This window comes from Candidatus Eisenbacteria bacterium, assembly GCA_026388185.1.
GTDB lineage: Bacteria > Eisenbacteria > RBG-16-71-46 > JAFGJU01 > JAFGJU01 > JAPLKG01.
In genome coordinates this window covers 125,423-146,016 of record JAPLKG010000017.1, presented here as the reverse complement: position 1 = coordinate 146,016, position 20,594 = coordinate 125,423, and the positions used below count along the sequence as shown (strand labels likewise).

The window sequence follows — 20,594 nt, the reverse complement described above, 5'->3', positions numbered from 1 at the left end:
AGCGGCTTCGCCCCGTCACGGCCTCCCGCAGATCACGATTTCTCCGGTCGATCTGCCCGTCCGTCCGCCCGTTTTATTGCCGGTCTTCCTGCGCCTTCCTCTGTCTGTTTCTCTTCCTGTCCTTGAGTTTGCTCATGCCGCTCTCTCCCGGTGTCGCCACGGCTCAGGGAGCCGACCCAAAGACGTCCCAGGATTCTGCTCAGACGACCGTCACAGCGCCTCTCCAGAAACCTGCCACGACCGAATCTGCACAGGATTCGGCTCAAGCAGAGGAAGAGATACCCTTCCAGATCTCCGCCGACAACCTGAAGGGGCAAGGAGAGACCGGGGAGGACTTTCTTCTTCTTGAAGGTAATGTTCGCATCGTGCATGGCACCACGGCGGCAACCGGCGCGACGGGGATATACTTCCGCAATTCACGGATAGCCACGCTCGGCGGCGGCGTGAGGATCGTTGACGGAGAGACCATAATGAATTCTAGGAGAGCCACATATTCTCTCGAGACTCAGGTGGCCACGCTTCAGGAGAACGTTCACATCAAGAACGCCGACGTCACCCTGACCGGTGCGGTGGCCGAGTTTCGCAGGAGAGAAAACGTGGCTGTGGTCTCGGGAAATGTCACCATGGTGGACAGCACGAGGAAGATTGACGCGGACAGGATCGTCTACCACAGGGACACCGAGCTGGTCGAGGCAACGGGCAACGTCACGGCCTTTGACAGGCCGAACGACGCCACCGTCACAGGCGGCCAGGCGCTGTACAACAGAAACACGAAGGTTGCACTGGTTACCTCAAGCCCGAAGCTGGTCTCCACCGACAAGAAGGGAAAGCAAACGGTCGTCGTTGGAGAGGAAATGGAATTCCTGATGGACAAGGATATCTTCAAGGCCAGAGGCAGCGTTCACATAAATCGTGAGGACATGGAAGCCACCTGCCAACTGGCGGAGTTCTTCAGGAACGAGAACAGAGCAGCGCTGTCCGGACAGCCGCGTGCGTGGGACAAAGATGGAGAAATTCTGGGGGATTCGCTCGAACTTCTCACGGACGGAGATCAGATCCGCACCGTCAAGGTCTTTGAAAATGCGCAGGTTTTCTACAGAGCGCCCGCCGGCCAAGAGGCCGAGACGAGTCTTGTGCGCGGAGACTCCATACGCATCCTGATGGACAACGAGGAAGTCAAAGAGGTTTTTGTTTACGGACACGCGCACAGCGAATACTTCTCCGCCGCAGGGCGCAAGCCCACCTCGAACACCGCAGACGGCGAGACGCTGCACCTGGAGGTCCGTGACCGAAAGCCCTACAAGGCGACGTTTGATGGAGTGACTTCAGGAAAGTACCATTTCTCCACTGCCTCGGGCGACAGCATGAAACAAGAAGAGGTCGAGTATTCAAGTAAGAAGAAAATAGAGTTCTTCGTGGGCGAACACCTCATAAACCTCACGGGTCAGGCAGAACTCAAGTACAAGAATCTCAGGCTGATAGCCGAGCAGGTGGCGTTTGATTCCGACAAGCAGAGCCTCGAGGCCACGGGAGAGCCCATCCTCTGGGAAGGCGAGCAGAAGGTTACGGGCGACAGAATGACGTATTCCCTGGAGAGCGCAAGGGGCACCATATTCCACGGAAACACGAGATTTCAGAAGGGATTCTACACGGGTGATCAGATTCGGAAGGTGGGGGACAAGATCCTCGACGTCAGGGTGGGTGACTACACAACCTGCGAGCTCAAGGAGCCGCACTATCATTTCACAGGCACTCGAATGAAGGTCTACGCAAACGACAAGGTGATCGTGAAGCCGCTCATTCTCTACGTAAGGAAGATTCCCGTCTTGGCTCTGCCGTTCTATGTATTTCCCATAAAACCGGGAAGGCATTCAGGTTTTTTGATTCCCCAGGTGGAGTTCGGCTTGAGCTCGAACAAGGGTAGGTTTATCAGAAATGCCGGCTACTACTGGGCCGTCAATGAGTACGCCGATGCCACGGCCTGGATTGACTACTACGAGAGCTCACCTCGCTGGATTGGATATCTCGAGGGGCGCTACGAGGTTCGCTACAAACTGTCGGGCTACCTCAACACCTCATACTCACGGAATGAGGGTCTCGGCACCTCCCAGTGGGACCTCAGGGGCAGTCACCTCCAGAAGTTGGGGGAAGGACTCGATCTTTCCATGGAAGGGGATTTCGTCAGCGACAAGACCTACAGACTGGATAGGGGATTAGGAAGGGACTTCGTGCAGCGCATGAACCAAATATTGCGCTCGAAAATGTCTCTAACGAAGCGCTGGGCCTCAGCGCAGCTCACCGGCGCCTACGATAGAACAGACTACATGAACACTGACCCGACCGACGGCGTGAACGAGCTGACGAGGTCGGAGTTGAGACCCAAGGTGAGTCTGTCGTTACAGAGCAAGGCGATTGGCAGGGCCTCCAAGGGCGGGAAGGACAAGGGGTGGCTTCCCTGGCTGAGTAGCATGTATCTCAGCGCGTCTTCAGTGCTCGTTTCGGAATCCAAGAAATATGAATTGAGTGAGGACACTCATTCCGGGATGAGTACGCGTCTGAGCTTGAGGGACGCGAGAAAGCTGTTCGGGATTCTCAACGTTTCCCCAGGGTTGTCGTACACCGAGAATTGGTATGATAAGGATCTCCTTGGAAACAAGTATGAGCGTTCGGGCGTCTGGAGCGCTTCAATGACAGGAAGTGCCACGCTCTATCGTGTCTTCATGCCGAGGCTTGGCCCACTCGACGGAATCAGGCACTCTCTCTCGCCCAGCCTCCAGTTTTCCTACCAGCCCGATTTTCCGGAGTACAGTTATGTCGACGAGTACGGCACCAGACGAAGCCGTTTTCCCAGTTTCAGCTCGATCTCGACTTCGTGGAGTAAGAGCCAGCTTCTCTCAATGGCGTTGAGCAACCGCTTCCAGGCAAAATTGAAATGGAAGGACAGGGTGATAAAGCTGGACGACCTTCTGGATCTTAATGTCTCCACTTCCTACGATTTTCTGTACAAAGAAAAGAACAATTCACAGGCCTTTTCGAACATAAACACTTCTGTGAGATTGAAACCCACAAACAACCTGTCCTCGGAACTATTTCTGACCCACGATCCCGTGAAGTTCCACATGACCAGTATGAGTCTTGTTTCTAACGTTTCCTTCCAGACCGGAGGAAAAGCGGGTGGTGGGGAAGAACCGGAGGAGGCGGCCCCTGGAGAGCGTGTTCTGGAAGGGGAGAGCGCAGCGCAGGGAGTTGATGAGGACACTGGGGACACTGAGGAAAAGGGTATTTCCCTGCCTCCGCTGCAGGGCGCCTTCACCTTCAGCTATAACCGCGGCGAGGACAGGGCGAGCGCCAGCTATTGGGTCGACGGCAATGCAGGCTTCGATCTTTCTCCCAACTGGCGGGTCCAGTATTCCGCACACTATGACTTGAAAGATAAGGAGATCATCAGCCAGAGATTCTCGCTCTACAGGGACCTCCATTGTTGGGAAGCGTATTTCACGAGAGTGTTCTCGGGGCAAAAGTGGGAGTATTACTTCAAGATCAACATCAAGGCACACAAAGAAATCTACGTAGAGCGTGGGACGGCCCAGTAGTATTGGAGAACGTGTTGACAACGACGCCATGGTGTTATAGTGTGATTCCGTCTACCTTGCGAGTAAGCCATTTCGTAAGCACCATCCTCTCTCACGTTTTCTGGAGGTGAATCGTATGAGCAAGACGAAGCTTGCGGCGGAGCTTGCCAGAAGAACCGGGCTCTCCCTCAAGGATGCAAAGGCGGCCATAGACGCTCTTTTCAGCACTCTTCCCAAGCGCGGGATCATAGTTGGTGAGCTCGTGAGCCGGAGAAAAGTCCAGATAACGGGTTTCGGTACCTTTAAGACGAGGAAGCGAAAGGCCAGGGAGGGACGAAACCCCCAGACTGGAGAGAGGATCAAGATACCCGCGGCGAGATTCCCTGCGTTTCAGGCTGGGAAAGCACTCAAAGAGAGAGTCCGAGCCTGATCCGAGCCTGACGAGATGCGGGTGCCCACCGCTGCGTCTGCGCCGGCCACAAATTCCTTGCGCCCACTCTTCAGGCCTGCTATAGTTATATGCTGTAATGCGCTTGAGTATGCAGGAGGTGACGCTTACGTTGAAACATCTGAGACTTGCACCCATCATTCTTCTCTCGGCCACACTGGTGCTCGCACTTATGCCGCCAGTCCTGCAAGCCAAGGAAGAGACTCTGGTTATCCTCTCGACTAACGACACCCGTTCAGAACTTGCCCCCTGTGGCTGACACTCGTCCCAGAAGGGTGGTCTGGCCCGGCGGGCCGGCTTGATTGACTCTATGCGCGCGTCTTTCAATAACGTAGTCTCTGTGGATGCGGGTGACGCTTTCGGCGGCAACTCCGAGTTGGAGAAAAGGAAGGCCGAGGTTGTTCTCCGCTGCATGGGTCTCATGGGATACGATGCTCTGTGCGTCGGCGAGCTTGAACTGGAGCTCGGGACAGAATTCTTGCTTGATGCTGCGCGTGAGACAAAGGTCCCCCTGGTGAACGCCAATCTCGTTTACCGCAGGAACGGCAAGACAGTCGTTCAGCCCTACTTGATAACCAAGCGTGGCAACGTTAAGGTGGGCATAGTCGGTCTCATCGACAACGTGCTCTCCGTGCCCCCAGCGGCAAGCAGGCCCGACAGTCTGGTAATACTTGATCCCGTAGAGACCGCAAAGAAGCTGATACCTTCTCTGAAGAAGAAAGTGGACGTAGTGGTGGTGCTTGCCCACATGGGCATCGCCAAGAGCACGAAGCTGGTCAACGAAGTCCCCCAGATCGACGTCCTTGTGATCGGTCACAACACGAGCGTTCTCATCGAGCCGCGCAAGGAAGGTAATGCCCTGGTCATGGCGGGTGGGGCGAAGGCGCAGTACGTGGGCCGTCTGATCCTGAAACTGGAGGGCAAGAAGGGCATAATATCTCACGAAGGAACACAAGTGCCGCTCGACGGCAGAATACGTGAGGGTAAACTCGTACTGGCAGTCATCCAAGAGTACAACAAGCAGGAAAAAAAACTGACGGACGAAAGAATGCGACAGGAGCAGGAAGCGTCTCTGTCCAGAGCGGGCGAAGATCGCTACCTCGGTGAGGGGACGTGTAGACGATGCCACGAAGGTGTAGACCAGAAGGTGTCAAAGATGGGGCACGCTCGCGCATACGAGACTCTCACGAAGACGAACAGTGAGGGTTTGACGGAGTGTCTGGCCTGTCATACGACCGGCTACGGAGAGCCCACCGGATTTGGCAAGGCTTCTTCTGTCGAGTTGGAGAATGTGCAATGTGAGGCTTGTCACGGCATGGGTAGCGCTCACAAGAGGGACGGAAGCTACAAGCAGGTGAGCGAACAGAAGTGTCTTGTGTGCCACACGAAGGATAGAAGCCCCGATTTCAACTACAAGACGTACGTGAAGAAGATTTCGCACTGAGGGATGTGTGTGCGGGATTAGTTGCCTCGCGCCCCCACCTCGTAACATATTGGTATTGAGAGAGTTGTGGCCTTGCTCCGAATCGCGGATCTTCACTTCGTGAAATCCCGAATTTTTAGCTTGACTTTGAAACAGCCATTCTGTAGCTTCTACCTTTTGACAACTTCTATTGCTTTGTTGTAGTAGGCATCATCAAGATGCCTTTTTTCGGAAGCATCTGGAATTCAGATCAAGATTCACAGCACAACAATACGACGCTTTTGCGTGGTGTTGCGAGCTTAAGGAGGTGATACGTGAAATGAAGAAGGCACTAGCTATCCTTTTGATAGCCCTGTTTGTCGTGACCCTTTGCGCCGGTCTGGGCTGCGCAAAGAAGGCGCCGCCGGAGGGGACGACGACGACGACGACGGAGACCACTCCAGTTCCGGAGACAGCTCCGGTTGATACCTCCACGACGACCACTACTACGACGACCACTTCGGGAGGTAACTAAGCCAACAAGCCTGCCGTATGCGAGTCAGTTGTATGAGCAGGCATCAATAAGCGAGGAAGAATCTGGAACCTCATGTTCCAGATTCTTCCTCAGTTTTTTGTAGAATTCCGCTGAACCCTCCGTTGTCACCGCGCACATCACAAATATCTTTATCTCGGATCGCCGAAAGGTCGGCTTCTCAACACACGGTGCGACTCCGTCGGCGGCGATAACCCACGTAATACCAAGAGATTATAAAAACACCTCAATATCAGGACGTGAAAGTACATTTTTCTTGACACCACTATATGTGGGTGTCTATAGTCCACCTCGCCACTAGATAGAGTTAAGTCGATTTGTTCTGCAGTGTTTCGGGCCGGAGTTTCTCCACGGGGGAAATTCCGGTTCCGTTTCGTGGACCTTCTAGACCAGCAATCTCTCTTTACAATAGAGCTCGGGAGTGGCAGTGATGGCAAAGGCAATTCAGGATGCGCCGGGCGCTCCTATGAGATCTAGAGTCGCTAGAAGATCTGCTCGCCGAACTGAACCCCCCAGGTGCAGCCACGGAAGCTGCGAAGCCGAAGTCCGCTTCTCGGAAAACGCAGCGAAAGTCCTTGAACGAAGATACCTGAGGAAAGACGAAGCCGGAAAACTCATCGAGACGCCCGAGGAGATGCTCCGGCGGGTTGCGAAGAACATAGCTTCGTCGGACGCGAGATACGAGAACCAAGAAGAAGTAGCGAGGATAGAAAAGGACTTCTTTGAGATCATGGCCTCGCTCGAGTTCCTTCCGAATTCACCGACTCTGATGAACGCGGGCGCCGACCTGCAGCAACTTTCTGCCTGTTTTGTTCTTCCCGTCGAGGATTCAATGGAGAGCATTTTTGAAGCCGTCAAGAACACCGCTCTGATTCACAAAAGCGGTGGCGGGACGGGCTTCTCTTTCTCAAAACTCAGACCCAGAAACGACGTCGTGCTTTCCACGCGGGGTATCTCCAGCGGGCCGGTCTCATTCATGACAGTGTTTGACTCTGCCACGGATGCCATCAAGCAAGGCGGAACGCGAAGGGGCGCCAACATGGGGCTTCTTCGCGTCGATCATCCCGACGTCCTCGATTTCATTACAGCAAAGAACAAGGAAAACTGTCTCAACAACTTCAATCTCTCCGTCGGCGTGACCGAGAGGTTCATGGAGGCGGTCGAGAAGGACGAAGAGTACGACCTGATAAACCCACGAACAAACGACGCGATCGGCAAACTCAAGGCGAGGAAAGTATTCAGGTTGATTGTCCTCATGGCCTGGAAAAACGGCGAGCCGGGCGTCGTCTTTCTCGACAGACTCAACCGCGACAACCCCACGCCTCATCTCGGCAGGATAGAGAGCACCAACCCTTGCGGCGAACAACCTCTCCTGCCCTACGAGTCGTGCAACCTCGGTTCGATCAATCTGTCTAAAATGGTGAGGACCGTCAACGGCCGCACAGAAGTGGATTTTGAGAGACTCCAAGAAGTCATACCGATTGCGGTGAGATTCTTGGACAACGTGATAGACGTGAACAAGTATCCCATCCCCGACATTGAGAAGATGTCCAGAGGCACGCGGAAGATAGGCCTCGGAGTCATGGGTTTTGCGGACATGCTCCTGAAGTTGGGAATTCCGTATGACTCCCAGGACGCCATTGAGCTTGCCGAGAAGGTGATGAGCCTCATACAAGCCGAATCCAAGAAGGCTTCCGTCGAGCTTGCCAGGAAGAAGGGTGTCTTTCCCGTCTTCAAGGGCAGCGCCAGTGACTCTCCAGGCGCTCCCAGGGTGCGCAACGCCACCACCACGACCATCGCGCCGACCGGTACGCTCAGCATATTGGCGGATTGCTCGAGTGGCATCGAGCCGTTGTTTGCAATTTCATACATCAAAAATGTGATGGACAACACGGAACTTCCCGAAGTCAACAAGGCGTTCAGGAAAACTGCGGAGGACAGAGGCTTCTACACGGAAGAGCTTGCCAGGGCAGTAGCGGCCAAAGGGAGTCTCAAAGACATCGAGGGGATTCCGGAGGACGTGAAAAGAGTCTTCGTCACGGCGCACGACATCACTCCCGAGTGGCACGTTCGGATGCAGGCGGCATTCCAGAAGCACACAGACAACGCGGTCTCAAAGACCATAAACTTCGGTCGCAACGCCACCGTCGCGGACGTAGAGAACGCGTACATGCTTGCCTACAGACTTCAGTGTAAGGGCGTGACCATCTATCGAGACGGGAGCCGGGAACGGCAGGTCCTCACGATAGGCAGGGAGGACAAGAAACTCGGGGGAAGGCTCAGGGGAAGACTGACGCCACGTTCGCGACCTCTCGTCACGAGAGGTTCCACGGAAAAGATCGGGACGGGCTGCGGAAGTCTCTACGTAACGGTGAACGAAGACGAGCAGGGTCCCTTCGAGGTCTTTGCCAGACTCGGAAAGACGGGCGGTTGCGCCGCCTCCCAGACGGAAGCCATAAGCCGGCTCGTCTCTCTCGCTCTGAGGTCGGGCATAGACATCCGCTCTACGCTCACGCAATTGAAGGGAATAAGGTGCCCTCAACCCCTGTGGGACAACGGCAGCCAAGTCCTTTCCTGCCCCGACGCCATAGGAAAGGCCATAGAGAGATTCCTCGAACGCTCTTCTGCCTCCGGCTCGGGCTTTGGGCCCTCTTCGGGTGAGCCCGGTAGCGGCGGGGCGGTCGGCTCCACGGGCGCGACGGTCGCTTCCAGCGGCGTGTCAGAAGGGGCGCGGGACACGCAGATTCAGCAGCTCACGTGTCCGGACTGCGGTGGCAAAGTAGAACCTGAAGGCGGTTGCCTGGTCTGCCATTTCTGCGGATTCTCGCGGTGCGGATAACCCACAAGGCGCCGGCCCGATCAGCGCGCCAAAATTCTGTTGACACATCGCCTAGCACAAGGGACAATAACAAGTTGCAACTTGTGGCTGGATGCCTCAGCCGCCCTTTTGCCTTGGGAGGTTGAGGCGCGCCTCGGGCTCTTTCAGAGGACCTACCCGTTCATTCAGGAGGGATGCCAATGAAGAACAAGGTGACCATCGTCGGTGCGGGAAACGTTGGAGCTACTGCTGCGCACTGGGCAGCAGAAAAGGAGCTGGCCGACATCGTTCTTGTCGACATCGTTGAGGGTATGCCTCAAGGGAAGGCTCTCGACTTGATGGAAACGAGGCCCGTCGAGGATTTCGACACAAAGATCCTGGGCACCAACGACTACAAAGATACGGCGAATTCAGACATCGTTGTCATCACCGCTGGGCTCCCGAGGAAGCCCGGAATGAGCAGGGACGAGCTCCTGGACGTGAACAAGAAGATCGTCCAAGGCGTGACCGAGCAAGTCTGTAAGTACTCGCCTAATGCCATACTCATAATCGTTTCAAATCCTCTCGACGCCATGTGCCACGTGGCAAAGATGGTAAGTAAGTTCCCGAAACACCGCGTTTTTGGAATGGCGGGAATTCTCGACACGGCTCGGTTTAGATGCTTTGTCTCCATGGAGCTCAACGTCTCCGTCGAAGACATTCAGGCGATGGTTCTGGGCGGGCACGGCGACGACATGGTACCTCTTCCCAGGTACACGACGGTTGCAGGCGTTCCCATAACCGAGCTCATGTCCAAGGAGAAGATCGACGCCATCGTCAGCAGGACCAGGAAGGCCGGCGGCGAGATCGTGGCTTTGCTCAAGACGGGGAGCGCGTACTATTCTCCTTCCGCCGCCGTGGTGCAGATGGTGGAGTCAGTGCTCAAGGACAAGAAGAGAGTTGTCCCGTGCGCGGCCTATCTGGAAGGGGAGTACGGCATAAGAGATTTGTACGTGGGAGTGCCCATCAAGATCGGCACAAGCGGAGTCGAGCAGATAATAGAGCTCAAGCTCACCGACGAGGAGAAGGCAGCGCTCAACAAGTCTGCGAATGCTGTGCGCGAGCTCGTGCAGCTCATAAAGATATAGGGGGCGGCTTGGATGGCGCAGGCGCGCTGCAGATGAGGATCGCCGGCTTCCTCCATCCTTTTTTAGATTGATTTCGCACACGTTCTTGTAGTTCACGGGAGGAACTATGCCAATAATCGATTCAAGAAGCGGCGAAATTCTTAAGCAGCTTTCGGCACCGGAGCTGGCTGACGCCGCCAAGCTGCTTCGAGGCTACAACCTCATCTGTCTTACTGCCGCAGGGTCAGGCCATGCCGGCGGTACACTCTCGATCATGGACATTGCGGCCGCTGTTTACCTGAACGTGGCCAAGCACGACCCCAAGAATCCCCACTGGGAGGGGAGAGACCGGATACTCTGGTCAACCGGACACAAGGCCCCGTCCCTCTATCTCTGCCTCGGGATGAGCGGCTACTTCGACATCGAGGAGGTCGTGACCCTGAGGAAGCTCTACAGTCCTTTCCAGGGGCATCCGCACTGGCTCAAACTCACCGGCGTAGAGGCTTCGACGGGGTCGCTCGGCCAGGGCCTGAGCATATCAAACGGGATTGCTCTTGCCGCAAAGCTCGACAATCGCGACTACAGAGTCTACTGCTTCATGGGCGACGGCGAGCAGCAGGAGGGACAGATTTGGGAGGCCGCGATGGAAGCCGGCCACTACAAGCTCGACAACCTCTGCGGCATCGTTGACAAGAACAGGCTCCAGATCGACGGCTGGGTCGAAGAAGTAATGGACATCGACCCTCTGAACAAGAAATACGAGAGCTTCGGCTGGAACGTCATAGAAATAGACGGCCACGACATGACGCAAATACTGAACGCCTTCGAGCAAGCCAAGAACTTCAAGGGTAAGCCCACCGTGATAATCGCCCACACCATCAAGGGAAAGGGCGTGAGTTTCATGGAGAACGTGGCCGGCTGGCACGGCAAGGTGCCCAGCTATGAGCAGATGCTCGACGGACTCACCCAACTGGGCCTGAGGGACAAGCTTCCCGTGGAGAGGCTCATGGAGAAGGCGAAGCGCTATCAGGCGTCCGCCGACAGGAAGCTCGACGCCAAGATGCCCAAGTTCTCGAGGGACTATTTCTGGAACACGGGGCCGCGCATGAAAGCTCAGATGGATCCCACGAGGTTTGGGTTCGGCTGCGCCCTGAGAGAAACGGGCGACGACGAGAGAGTTGTTTGTCTTGGAGCCGACATTTCAGGGTCCATCGCAATCAGCGAGTTCCATGCGAAGCATCCTCACAGGAGCGACAGATTCTTGAGCATGGGAATTGCCGAGCAGAGCGCGACGGGCGTTGCCGCCGGTTTGGCAAAAGAAGGGAAGCTCCCCGTGTTCGGCACGTACGGAGTCTTTGCCTCCGGCAGGAACCTTGACCAATTGAGGACAACCGTCTGCTACGGGAACTTCAACGTCTTCATAGCCGGCGCCCACGGTGGTGTCTCCGTGGGGCCTGACGGCGCCACTCACCAGGCTCTCGAAGAGTTATTCCAGATGTGTGGCCTTCCGAACATGAACGTGGTCGTGCCCTGCGACTCCATCGAAACGGCGAAGGCGGGCAAGATGTTGCTCTTCGACGTGTTCGGCCCCAAGTACTTGAGATTTGCGAGAGAGGCCACGCCGATTGTCACCAACGCCGCCACGCCTTTCAAGTTTGGTGAAGCCAACGTGATCAGGCTCAGGGGCGAGAAGGACAATTTCATGGACGCCTTCGAGACGGTGCTTTCGTCCAAGTACAAGAACGAAAACGAGGATCTCACAATAATAGCCTGTGGTCCGGAAGTTCCCGAGGCGATGAGGGCGGCTTACATCCTCAAGGAGGAGTACGGCCTGGAAACGAGAATCGTGAACATGCACACGGTGAAACCCTTGGACAAGCGCACCATAGTGAGAGCGTGCGTGGAGACGGGAATCGTCGTGAGCGCGGAGGAGCATCAGGTCGGCGGGCTCGGCAACCTTGTTGCAGCAGTTGTTGCGGAAGCGAAGGAAGCCTACGGCCTGCCTGCAATCATGGGCATGATCGGCGTGAAAGACAGATTCGGTGAATCCGGGAAGCCGTGGGAACTCATCAAAGAGTTTGAAGTGAGTGCGGAGCACATTGCCCAGAAGGCGAAGGAACTCTATGACTTCGCAAAGAGGAAAGGGGCGAAGCCGGGGAAGGGGACTGGTAAGGTGGTTGGGACGGCCCAGCGTCCGCAGGCTGGGAAGCGTGCGAAGGCGACGGTGAAGACGGCGGGCAGCGAGGCGAAAGCCGGGAAGCGCACGACATCGATCAAGGTGACTGGAGTGATGAGGCGCGCGAAAGTCCGCAAGCCTTCCAGGCCGAGAAAAGCATCCTCCGCAAAGGCGAGGTCTGCCTCTGCTCGGAAGAAAGCCTCTTCCATCGGCAAGCCGAAGCGGGGCAGCACGAGGCGCGCTAGGAAGAGATAACGTCCAGCAATTTGCTCGACGAGTGGATGGCCGCTCGGCGAGGCTGTCAATAGAACGCCGTCCTTCACATGAGCAGTGACTTGCTCGGGAGGACGGCGATTCGTTTCTTGGCAAGTCCTCCGCCGTTGACGTGATCTCTTGTCTCCCGCCTATCCTCGGCCCTTCTCCGCCTTCTTCGGCGCCTCTTCTTCCTCGCCCCTGGATTTCTCGCCGAATTCCTTCATTTGCTCGCTCATCTGGAGGAGCTTCTTGTCGACCAGGTGGTTGACGGTTCCCTTGGGGTATTCTCCGTTCTTGCCGCGCTCGCCGGCCGGCATGCCGGTCAATATCGCAATCCCGTCCTCGACCTTCTTCATCGTGTAGATGTGGAACTTGCCTTCCTGCGCGGCCTGCACGACGTCGTTCCTCAGCATCAGCTCCTGCACGTTCCGCTCCGGGATTATCACCCCCTGCGTGCCGGTGAGCTCGTTCGCCTTGCAGACGTCGAAAAAGCCTTCGATCTTCTCGTTCACGCCTCCGATCGGCTGGATTTCTCCCTTCTGGTTCACCGAGCCCGTAACGGCTATGTCCTGTCTCAGGGGCACCTCGGCCAGGCTCGACATGAACGCAAAGAGCTCGGCAGCGGAGGCGCTGTCTCCTTCCACTCCGGCATACGATTGCTCGAAGCAGAGGCTTGCGCTCAGCGTCAGGGGTCTCTTGCGGGCATACATCGCCCTCACGTAGCCGGTCATTATGAGCACGCCCTTGTCGTGAGTGCGGCCGCTCAAGTTGGCTTCTCTCTCTATGTTTATGATGCCGGCCCTACCCAGGGAAGTCTGCGCCGTGATCTTTGAGGGCTTGGCAAAAACGTGATCGCCGAGGTCGTACACCGCAAGCCCGTTCACCTGACCCACGCTGGCGCCCTCTATGTCGATCATCAGAATGCCGCGCTCAATGAGCTCCTGTATCTTCTCTTCAATGAGCTTCACGCGGTAGATCTTTTCGTAGATCGCCCTCTCGACGTGCTTCCCCTGAACAAGCTCGCCGCGGTCCTTGGAGGCCCAGTAGTTCGCCTCTTTCACTATGTCGGCGATCTGGAGAAAGCGCGCGGTGAGCTTTTCCTGGTTTCCGGCCAGCCTCACGGCGTATTCGGCAACGGCGGCGACGCCGCTCTTGTCGAAGTGACGAAGTCCTTCGTCCCTACAGACTTTGGCGATGAAGCACGCGTAGTCGTAGATTGTGTCCTTGCTCCGCTTCATCACGGTGTCGAAGTCCGCCTTTATCTTGAAGGTCTTCCTGAAATCCTCGTCGTAGGCGTAGAGGAGGGAGTAGAGGTAGGCGTCGCCTATCATTACGACCTTCAACTTGAAATCCACAGGTTCCGGCTTGAGAGAAGTGCCGCCGAACAAGTAGAAAGGATCGTAAGGCTGCATCTCTATAATTCTGTTTCTTATCGTGCGCTTGAGCGCGTTCCACGCGCCCGGTTCGGTGAGCACGTCAAGAGCGTTCAAGACGAGGTAGCCTCCGTTGGCCTTCATCAGAGACCCGGCCTTTATGCGCGTGAAGTCGCTCTTCCATTCGCCGAACCTGCCGACGACTCTCTCGATCGAACCGAAGAGATTCCTGTAGGTCGGCGTGGTCTCGATTATGACCGGCCTTCCCTTTATCTCAGAATTGTCTACGACGACGTTCACTTCGTATTCAAGGAATTCATCCGTCCTCGGTTGGAACGGCATGAAGGGCGCCAGCATTGCCGGCTGCTCCACCTTGGGCTTGAACTTGTCGATGTTCTGGATGATGTCAGTCTGCACCTCTTCAACGTAAACCAGGAGCTTTGGATATTTCGCGTACTTTTGCTTGAGCTCCCCTATGGCGTCCTTGACGAGAGGCATGACGGCGACCATGTCGAAATTGTCGAGCTCGGCCTTCATCTGCTTCTCGATCTTCCTCACGTCCTTGAAGGCGGCCTCGAGGTCTCCGGATAGGTGTTCGTATTGCACCTTCTTCTGGTCCAGATCCTCTTGCTTGTACTTGCCTTCCTCCACGTATTTCTCGAGAGTCTCCATCGAGACTGCGTTTTCTCCGACCACTGGAAGCACTTCCGGTCTCGTGAAGGGACCCGTCTGGACCTGAGCCAGGACGAAGCCGTCCGTTTCGACGCGCTTCTCCAGAGCCTTTAGGATTTCCTTTTCTTTGCTCTTGAACGATTCGAGAAGCTTCTTCTTGTTCTCCTGATAGCGCTCGTCCTCAAAGATGAGGGGCACGTTTCTTCGCAGAGTCTCTATCAACAGATTTATGTCGCGCCTCAGGACTTTTCCTTTTCCCGCCGGAAGCGTGATCAAGGTCGGCACATCTGGATTCTTGAAGTTGTTCACGTAGCAGAGGTCGTCCGGAGGAGTCTCCCCCTTTTCCAGCTCTTCGAGGAGTCTCTTTATGGTCGAGTTTCTGCCTGTCCCGACAAAACCTGCTACGTAGATGTTGAAACCCGCGCTCTCAATTTCCAGCCCGAGCCGCACGGCCTTCAGAGCCCGCTCCTGGCCGATGATCTTTGTGCAGGGTTCGACGTCCTTGGTAGAGTTGAAGTCAAGTTTCTCGATCGGGCACTTCCACCTGAGCTTGGAAACGGGAACCTCGGGGAGTTTTCTTTCTTTCACTTCTTTGCCTCCACGTTGGAAGTTCAGGCGCGCGGCCTGTTTTCATTTCGAGGTAGAGAGTCTGACACAGGCGCGGAAGTTCGTCAACGCCCTACGCCGTTCCGCCTGCCGTCCGTGCGCGAGAGTGGGGACCTCAAGCCCCGAGTGTGCTTCGCACGCGAGCGGAACTGCTGCGATCCGGGCCCGCCCCCTGCGCTGCGGGCGCGTGAGCCATTCTTGGTGCGCCGAGGGCGAGAACCGCCTCTTGTGCGCCGAGCGTTGTCGAGAGACAGCTCGAGCGTCCTCAGCATCTCCTTGTGAATCTTCCCATTCGAAGCCGCGATTTCTTTCTTGAATATATCGAAGTCGTTGCCGCTGAAATCGGTCAGCGTTCCGCCGGCCTCCTTGACGATCAAGGCGCCCGCGGCCGTGTCCCAGGGGCCAAGCTTGAGCTCCCAGAAACCATCCAGCCTGCCACAGGCTACCTGGCAAAGGTCCAGGGCGGCAGAGCCTCCGCGTCGCACGGCCTGCGCCCGCACGGCGAAATTGGAAAAGTGGTCGAGGTTGTTATTCTTGCTCTCTCGAACGTCGTAAGGGAAACCGGTTGCGAGCAGGCTCTGGGACAAGGAAGCCGTGGCGGACACTCGTATCTTCTTTCCGTTGAGATGCGCGCCGCCGCCTTCGATTGCTCCGAAGAGCTCGTCCAGGTTTGGGTCATAGACGACGCCCAGCACGGTGGACTCACGACGGCGAAGGGCAATTGAAACGGAGTAAATGGGATAGCCGTGGACGTAGTTGGTTGTGCCGTCGAGGGGGTCTATCACCCACTGGAACTCGGAGCCGGATTGGGTAACGCCGCCTTCTTCCGCCAGGAATGAATGATTCGGGAATCGTGCCGCCAGGTAGCTGACTATGGTCGCCTCGGAGAGCGTGTCCACCTCTGTGACAAGATTCACTCTGCCCTTGTAGGTCACCCTCTTCCTGAGGGAAGCCCTTGACTTGAGAATCCTGCCGGCCGCCTTTGCGGCTTTGGCGGCGGCTCGGAACATGAGCTTGACTTGAGCTTGGTTCATATCTTTCCAATAATGCCAGAGGGCCCCCGCGTAGTCAAGGGTAGTGCGGTCAGTGACCGTTGTGTGCGTGATCGCGCGACGCCCGTGCATTCCTCGCACCCCATGGTGCTCGGACAAGATTGACGATTATCGGCAGAGATGCTATCATCTGAATCTTGGCTAGTTGTGTCGTTACACCCGCTCGTCTCGCACCAGTTTCGTGAGAACCTATGCCTTTTCTTGAGACAGGGAAGGAAAACGAGGGAAGGAGGAAGTCATGGCAGGAATAGTCGGCTACGGAGCCTACGTGCCCATGCATCGCATCAAAGTTGAGGAGATCGCCAAGGTCTGGGGTGCGGACGCCGAGAGCTACAAGAGGGGACTCATGCTCGTCGAGAAATCCGTCCCTTCGCCGGACCAGGACACGATAACGATGTCCGTTGAAGCCGCCAGGAATGCCTTGAAGCGGGCCAAAATCAACCCGTCCCTCATAGAAGCCACTTACGTCGGTTCCGAATCCCATCCGTACGCCGTGAAGCCCAGCGGTACGGTCGTCTCTGAAGCCATAGGGACCTCGCCGAACACGCACTGTGCAGACTTCGAGTTTGCGTGCAAGGCGGGAAGCGAGGCGATGTTCGTTTGTATAGGTCTTGTCCAGGGCGGTATGGTCAAGTACGGCTTGGCAATAGGCGCCGACACGTCGCAGGGAGCGCCGGGCGATGCCCTCGAATACTCCGCTGCAGCCGGCGCTGCTGCCTTCATCTTCGGAAAGGAAGACGGAGTGGCGAAGGTGCTGGGCACGCACACCTTCATGACGGACACTCCCGATTTCTGGAGACGAGAGTACGAGTATTATCCCAGACACGGCGGCCGTTTCACCGGTGAGCAGGCGTATTTCCGCCACGTCACCACTGCCGCAACGCAGATGATGGAAAAAATGAGCCTGAAGCCGCAGGATTTCGCTTACGCAGTCTTCCATCAGCCCAACGGCAAATTCCCGATGCAGGTGGGACAGAAGCTGGGCTTCAAGAAGGAACAACTGGAAACCGGCTGGCTCTCACCGATTCTAGGCAATACTTATTCCGGTTCTTCGCCCATGGGATTGACCGCAATCCTTGACGTAGCGAAACCCGGAGACAAGATCTTCATGACCTCGTACGGTTCGGGAGCCGGAAGTGATGCGTTCGTCTTCGAGGTGACAAAGGAAATCGAGAAGGTGCAGAATCTGGCTCCGAAAACGAGACAGCAGTTGGATAGGAAGAGCTACATCGAGTATGGCGTCTATGCCAAGTTCAGAGGAAAGATTCTCAAGAACGAATAGGCGCCCGGGAACGGATACGGACGTGAGAGTGAATGGTCGGCAAACCTAGATTTCCGCGGTGGAGGTGCGTATGCGCGAAGTCGCAGTAATCGGAGTGGGAATGAGCCAGTGGGGGGAGCTCTGGAAGAAATCCTTGAGACAGATATTTGTTGACGCCGCTCTGGCGGCCATCGGCGATGCCGGTGTTGACAAAATTGACTCGATGTACGTCGGCTGCATGAGCAGCGGGCTTTTTGTCGGCCAGGAGCATCTGGCCTCTCTACTTGCAGACTACGTGGGGGTCGCCGGAATATCAGCCGCGAGAGTCGAGTCTGCCTGCGCCTCCGGGGGCGTCGCCTTCAGGAGCGGATACATCGAGGTCGCCTCTGGAATTAGCGACATCGTGCTCGTGGGCGGCGTTGAGAAAATGACTGACGTGAGCGGAGACGGTGCCACTTACGCGCTCGCCACGGCGGCGGACCAGGAGTACGAGGGCTACCAGGGCGTGACTTTTCCCGGGCTCTACGCCATGATGGCGAGCGATCACATGAGGCGGTTCGGTACGACCAGGGAACAGATTGCTCACGTCGCCGTGAAGAATCACAAGCATGGTGCGATGAACCCCAGGGCCCAATACCCATACGAAATAACGGTCGACGCGGTACTGAAATCGGTCCTGGTGGCGGACCCGCTGCGCATACTGGACTGTTCACCGATAACTGACGGGGCCGCTGCCGTGATTCTCTGTCCTCTTGACGCGGCGAAGAAGTTCACGAAGAAACCGCTGATCAAGGTCACAGGCTCTGGCAGCTCCACTGACACAATCGCCCTGCACGACAGGGAAGACTTCTGTGAATTCGCCGCGACGAAGAGAGCGGCCGAGCGAGCGTACAAGATGGCAGGCGTGGGGCCCTCCGACATAAGTCTCGCGGAGGTCCACGACTGCTTCACGATCGCAGAGATTTGTGTTATCGAAGCCTTGGGTTTCGTTGAGAGAGGGGAGGGCGGAAAAGCCGCGGAGAGCGGACTCACTGCTCTCGGGGGTCGCATCCCCGTCAACACGAGCGGTGGGCTTAAGTCGAAGGGGCACCCCGTGGGAGCCACGGGCGTCGCTCAGATCGTTGAGATTACCGAGCAATTGAGAGGCGAGTCAGGAAAGAGACAAGTCAAGGGTGCAAGGAGAGGGCTGACTCAGAACATGGGTGGAACAGGCGGCAGCACCGTCGTACACATACTGGAGGTGGCCTGATGTTTCCGGCACGTTATTGGAGGGAAATCCCGCAGAGATATCGTCTCGAGGCAGAGAAATGCAAACGCTGCGGGAGGATTTGCTTCCCGCCTAGAAGCAAGTGCCCGAAGTGTGGGAGCATGGAGTTTGATGCCGTGAGGTTGTCCGAGGGCGGCGTTGTGCGGACCTTCACCGTGATACGCGTGGCTCCGTCTCAATTCTCTGACCAGGCGCCGTACGCCGTAGGAATTGTCGAGCTCGATGGCGGCGTCAAGATCACCACGCAAATAGTCGATTGTCCGCTCGACAAGATACACGTGGGCCAGAAGGTGAGAGTGGAATTCCGCCGCATTCAAGAGGACGGAAGCGCGGGCATACTCTGCTACGGGTACAAGTGCGTGCCTGTAAGCTAGGTCTTTCGAACATGCGCGAAGGCGCGTGCGAAGGTGATTGACAATGTACGTACTTGAATCACAGATCAATCCTCAGGACCCTGAATTCAAAGAGAACAAGCTCACCATGGAAGAGGCCGTGGCCGGGCTCAAGCAGAGACTCGATCAAGTGAAGAAGGGCGGTCCTCCTTCCGCAATCGAAAAGCACAAGTCGCGGGGTAAACTCACAGTACGAGAAAGACTCGACCTTCTTTTCGACAGAAACTCACCTTTCCTGGAACTCAGCGCTCTGGCCGCTTACGGCATGTATGACAACGAAGCTCCCGCCGCCAGCATGGTGACCGGGATAGGCGTCGTTCACGGCAAGGAAGTGCTGGTCGTCGCCAACGACGCCACGGTGAAGGGCGGCACGTATTTCCCCATGACGATAAAGAAGCACGTCAGGGCGCAGGAAATCGCCATGGAAAACCGCCTGCCCTGCGTTTATCTCGTCGATTCCGGCGGAATCTTCCTGCCCCTGCAGTCGGGCACGTTTCCGGACAGAGATCACTTCGGCAGAATCTTCTACAACCAGGCAAGGCTTTCCGCGCTCAACATTCCCCAGGTGTCCGTCGTGCTGGGTTCCTGTACTGCGGGAGGCGCCTACGTGCCCGCCATGAGCGACGAGACCGTAATCGTGAGGCAACAGGGCACGATCTTCATCGGAGGACCCCCGCTCGTCAAAGCCGCCACCGGCGAAGACGTCACGGACGAGGAGCTCGGTGGTGCCGACGTGCACTGTAGGATATCGGGAGTCAGCGATCACTACGCCAGCAACGACGCTCACGCGATTGAAATCGCCAGGAACATAGTGGAAAACCTGAACACTCAGGAGAAATTCAGGCTGGACATGGCCGAGCCGGAAGAGCCGCAGTACGACCCGAAAGAACTCTACGGTGTCATCCCTAAGGATCTGAAGACGCAGTTCGACGTGAGGGAAGTGATAGCCAGAATCGTTGACGGCAGCAGATTCCACGAGTTCAAGGAGCTTTACGGCACGACTCTCGTGTGCGGGTTCGCTCGGATAATGGGCTACCCCGTGGGGATACTTGCAAACAACGGTGTGCTCTTCTCGGAAAGTTCCTTGAAGGGTGCACACTTCATAGAACTGTGCGCGGTGAGAAAGATTCCTCTCGTTTTTCTGCAGAACATCACGGGCTTCATAGTGGGTAGGAAATACGAGCACGGCGGAATTGCGAGGGACGGGGCCAAGCTTGTCCACGCAGTGGCGAACGCCGACGTCCCCAAGTTCACCGTCATCGTGGGCGGATCGTACGGGGCCGGGAACTACGCCATGTGCGGCAGAGCGTACGGCGCCAGGCTGCTCTGGATGTGGCCCACCGCGAAAATATGTGTGATGGGTGGTGAGCAAGCAGCCAGCGTGCTCGTGAGAGTGAAGGTGGACGCGCTTAGGAAGCAGGGTAAGACTCTGACTGGGGAAGAGCAGGAGCGGATGAAGGAGCCGATCTTGAAGAAATACGAAGAGGAGTCCAGCGCCTATTACTCCACGGCAAGGCTCTGGGACGACGGGATAATAGATCCGCTCGATACGCGCATGTGTCTTGCTCTTGGAATCTCTACCGCTCTAAACACCCCGATCCCCGAACACAAGTTCGGCGTGTTCAGGATGTGAGGAAGACA

Annotated in this window: 14 protein-coding genes; 12 read left to right on the top strand and 2 right to left on the bottom strand. The window is 56.5% G+C overall.

All coding sequences use genetic code 11. The features are described from left to right. Positions 1 to 134 precede the first annotated feature (134 nt). The 8 genes from NTX17_09660 to NTX17_09625 all read left to right on the top strand — a co-directional run bounded on the left by NTX17_09660 (position 135) and on the right by NTX17_09625 (position 12,330). Positions 135 to 3,593 (top strand): putative LPS assembly protein LptD, encoded by a 3,459-nt coding sequence (locus tag NTX17_09660; GenBank protein ID MCX5801638.1) that lies wholly within the window; start codon positions 135 to 137, stop codon positions 3,591 to 3,593. A gap of 115 nt (positions 3,594 to 3,708) precedes the next feature. Beyond that, a complete protein-coding gene (locus NTX17_09655; GenBank protein ID MCX5801637.1) occupies positions 3,709 to 4,002 on the top strand; it encodes an HU family DNA-binding protein in 294 nt (97 codons plus the stop codon). Positions 4,003 to 4,132: 130 nt separating this feature from the next. After that, complete coding sequence (locus NTX17_09650) at positions 4,133 to 4,279, top strand: hypothetical protein (GenBank protein ID MCX5801636.1); 147 nt, start codon at positions 4,133 to 4,135, stop codon at positions 4,277 to 4,279. A 39-nt stretch (positions 4,280 to 4,318) separates the two neighbouring features. Then, the gene (locus NTX17_09645; GenBank protein ID MCX5801635.1) at positions 4,319 to 5,464 is read left to right on the top strand and encodes a multiheme c-type cytochrome; all 1,146 of its coding nucleotides are present in this window, start codon (positions 4,319 to 4,321) and stop codon (positions 5,462 to 5,464) included. A 298-nt stretch (positions 5,465 to 5,762) separates the two neighbouring features. Then, positions 5,763 to 5,957, top strand: coding sequence for a hypothetical protein (locus NTX17_09640; protein ID MCX5801634.1), 195 nt, complete (start codon positions 5,763 to 5,765; stop codon positions 5,955 to 5,957). Between the two features lie 448 nt (positions 5,958 to 6,405). After that, the gene (locus tag NTX17_09635; protein ID MCX5801633.1) at positions 6,406 to 8,814 is read left to right on the top strand and encodes a vitamin B12-dependent ribonucleotide reductase; all 2,409 of its coding nucleotides are present in this window, start codon (positions 6,406 to 6,408) and stop codon (positions 8,812 to 8,814) included. A gap of 179 nt (positions 8,815 to 8,993) precedes the next feature. Next, positions 8,994 to 9,920 (top strand): malate dehydrogenase, encoded by a 927-nt coding sequence (gene mdh / locus NTX17_09630; protein MCX5801632.1) that lies wholly within the window; start codon positions 8,994 to 8,996, stop codon positions 9,918 to 9,920. A gap of 106 nt (positions 9,921 to 10,026) precedes the next feature. Next, positions 10,027 to 12,330, top strand: coding sequence for a transketolase (locus tag NTX17_09625; protein ID MCX5801631.1), 2,304 nt, complete (start codon positions 10,027 to 10,029; stop codon positions 12,328 to 12,330). 149 nt (positions 12,331 to 12,479) lie between these two features. Here NTX17_09625 and NTX17_09620 read toward each other — a convergent pair whose 3' ends face one another. Then, positions 12,480 to 14,963, bottom strand: a complete 2,484-nt coding sequence (locus tag NTX17_09620; GenBank protein MCX5801630.1) for an ATP-binding protein — start codon at positions 14,961 to 14,963, stop codon at positions 12,480 to 12,482. 83 nt (positions 14,964 to 15,046) lie between these two features. Then, on the bottom strand, positions 15,047 to 16,015 hold the full coding sequence (locus NTX17_09615) for an inositol monophosphatase family protein (GenBank protein MCX5801629.1): 969 nt from the start codon (positions 16,013 to 16,015) through the stop codon (positions 15,047 to 15,049). A gap of 256 nt (positions 16,016 to 16,271) precedes the next feature. Between NTX17_09615 and NTX17_09610 the strand changes: the two genes are divergently transcribed. The 4 genes from NTX17_09610 (at position 16,272) to NTX17_09595 (ending at position 20,586) form a co-directional block, all read left to right on the top strand. Then, positions 16,272 to 17,315, top strand: a complete 1,044-nt coding sequence (locus NTX17_09610) for a hydroxymethylglutaryl-CoA synthase (protein ID MCX5801628.1) — start codon at positions 16,272 to 16,274, stop codon at positions 17,313 to 17,315. Positions 17,316 to 17,385: 70 nt separating this feature from the next. After that, a complete protein-coding gene (locus tag NTX17_09605) occupies positions 17,386 to 18,543 on the top strand; it encodes a thiolase domain-containing protein (GenBank protein MCX5801627.1) in 1,158 nt (385 codons plus the stop codon). Continuing rightward, positions 18,543 to 18,935, top strand: coding sequence for a Zn-ribbon domain-containing OB-fold protein (locus tag NTX17_09600; GenBank protein ID MCX5801626.1), 393 nt, complete (start codon positions 18,543 to 18,545; stop codon positions 18,933 to 18,935). Before NTX17_09605 ends, NTX17_09600 begins: the two co-directional genes overlap by 1 nt. A 43-nt stretch (positions 18,936 to 18,978) precedes the next feature. Beyond that, a complete protein-coding gene (locus tag NTX17_09595) occupies positions 18,979 to 20,586 on the top strand; it encodes a methylcrotonoyl-CoA carboxylase (GenBank protein ID MCX5801625.1) in 1,608 nt (535 codons plus the stop codon). The last annotated feature ends 8 nt before the right edge of the window (positions 20,587 to 20,594 follow it).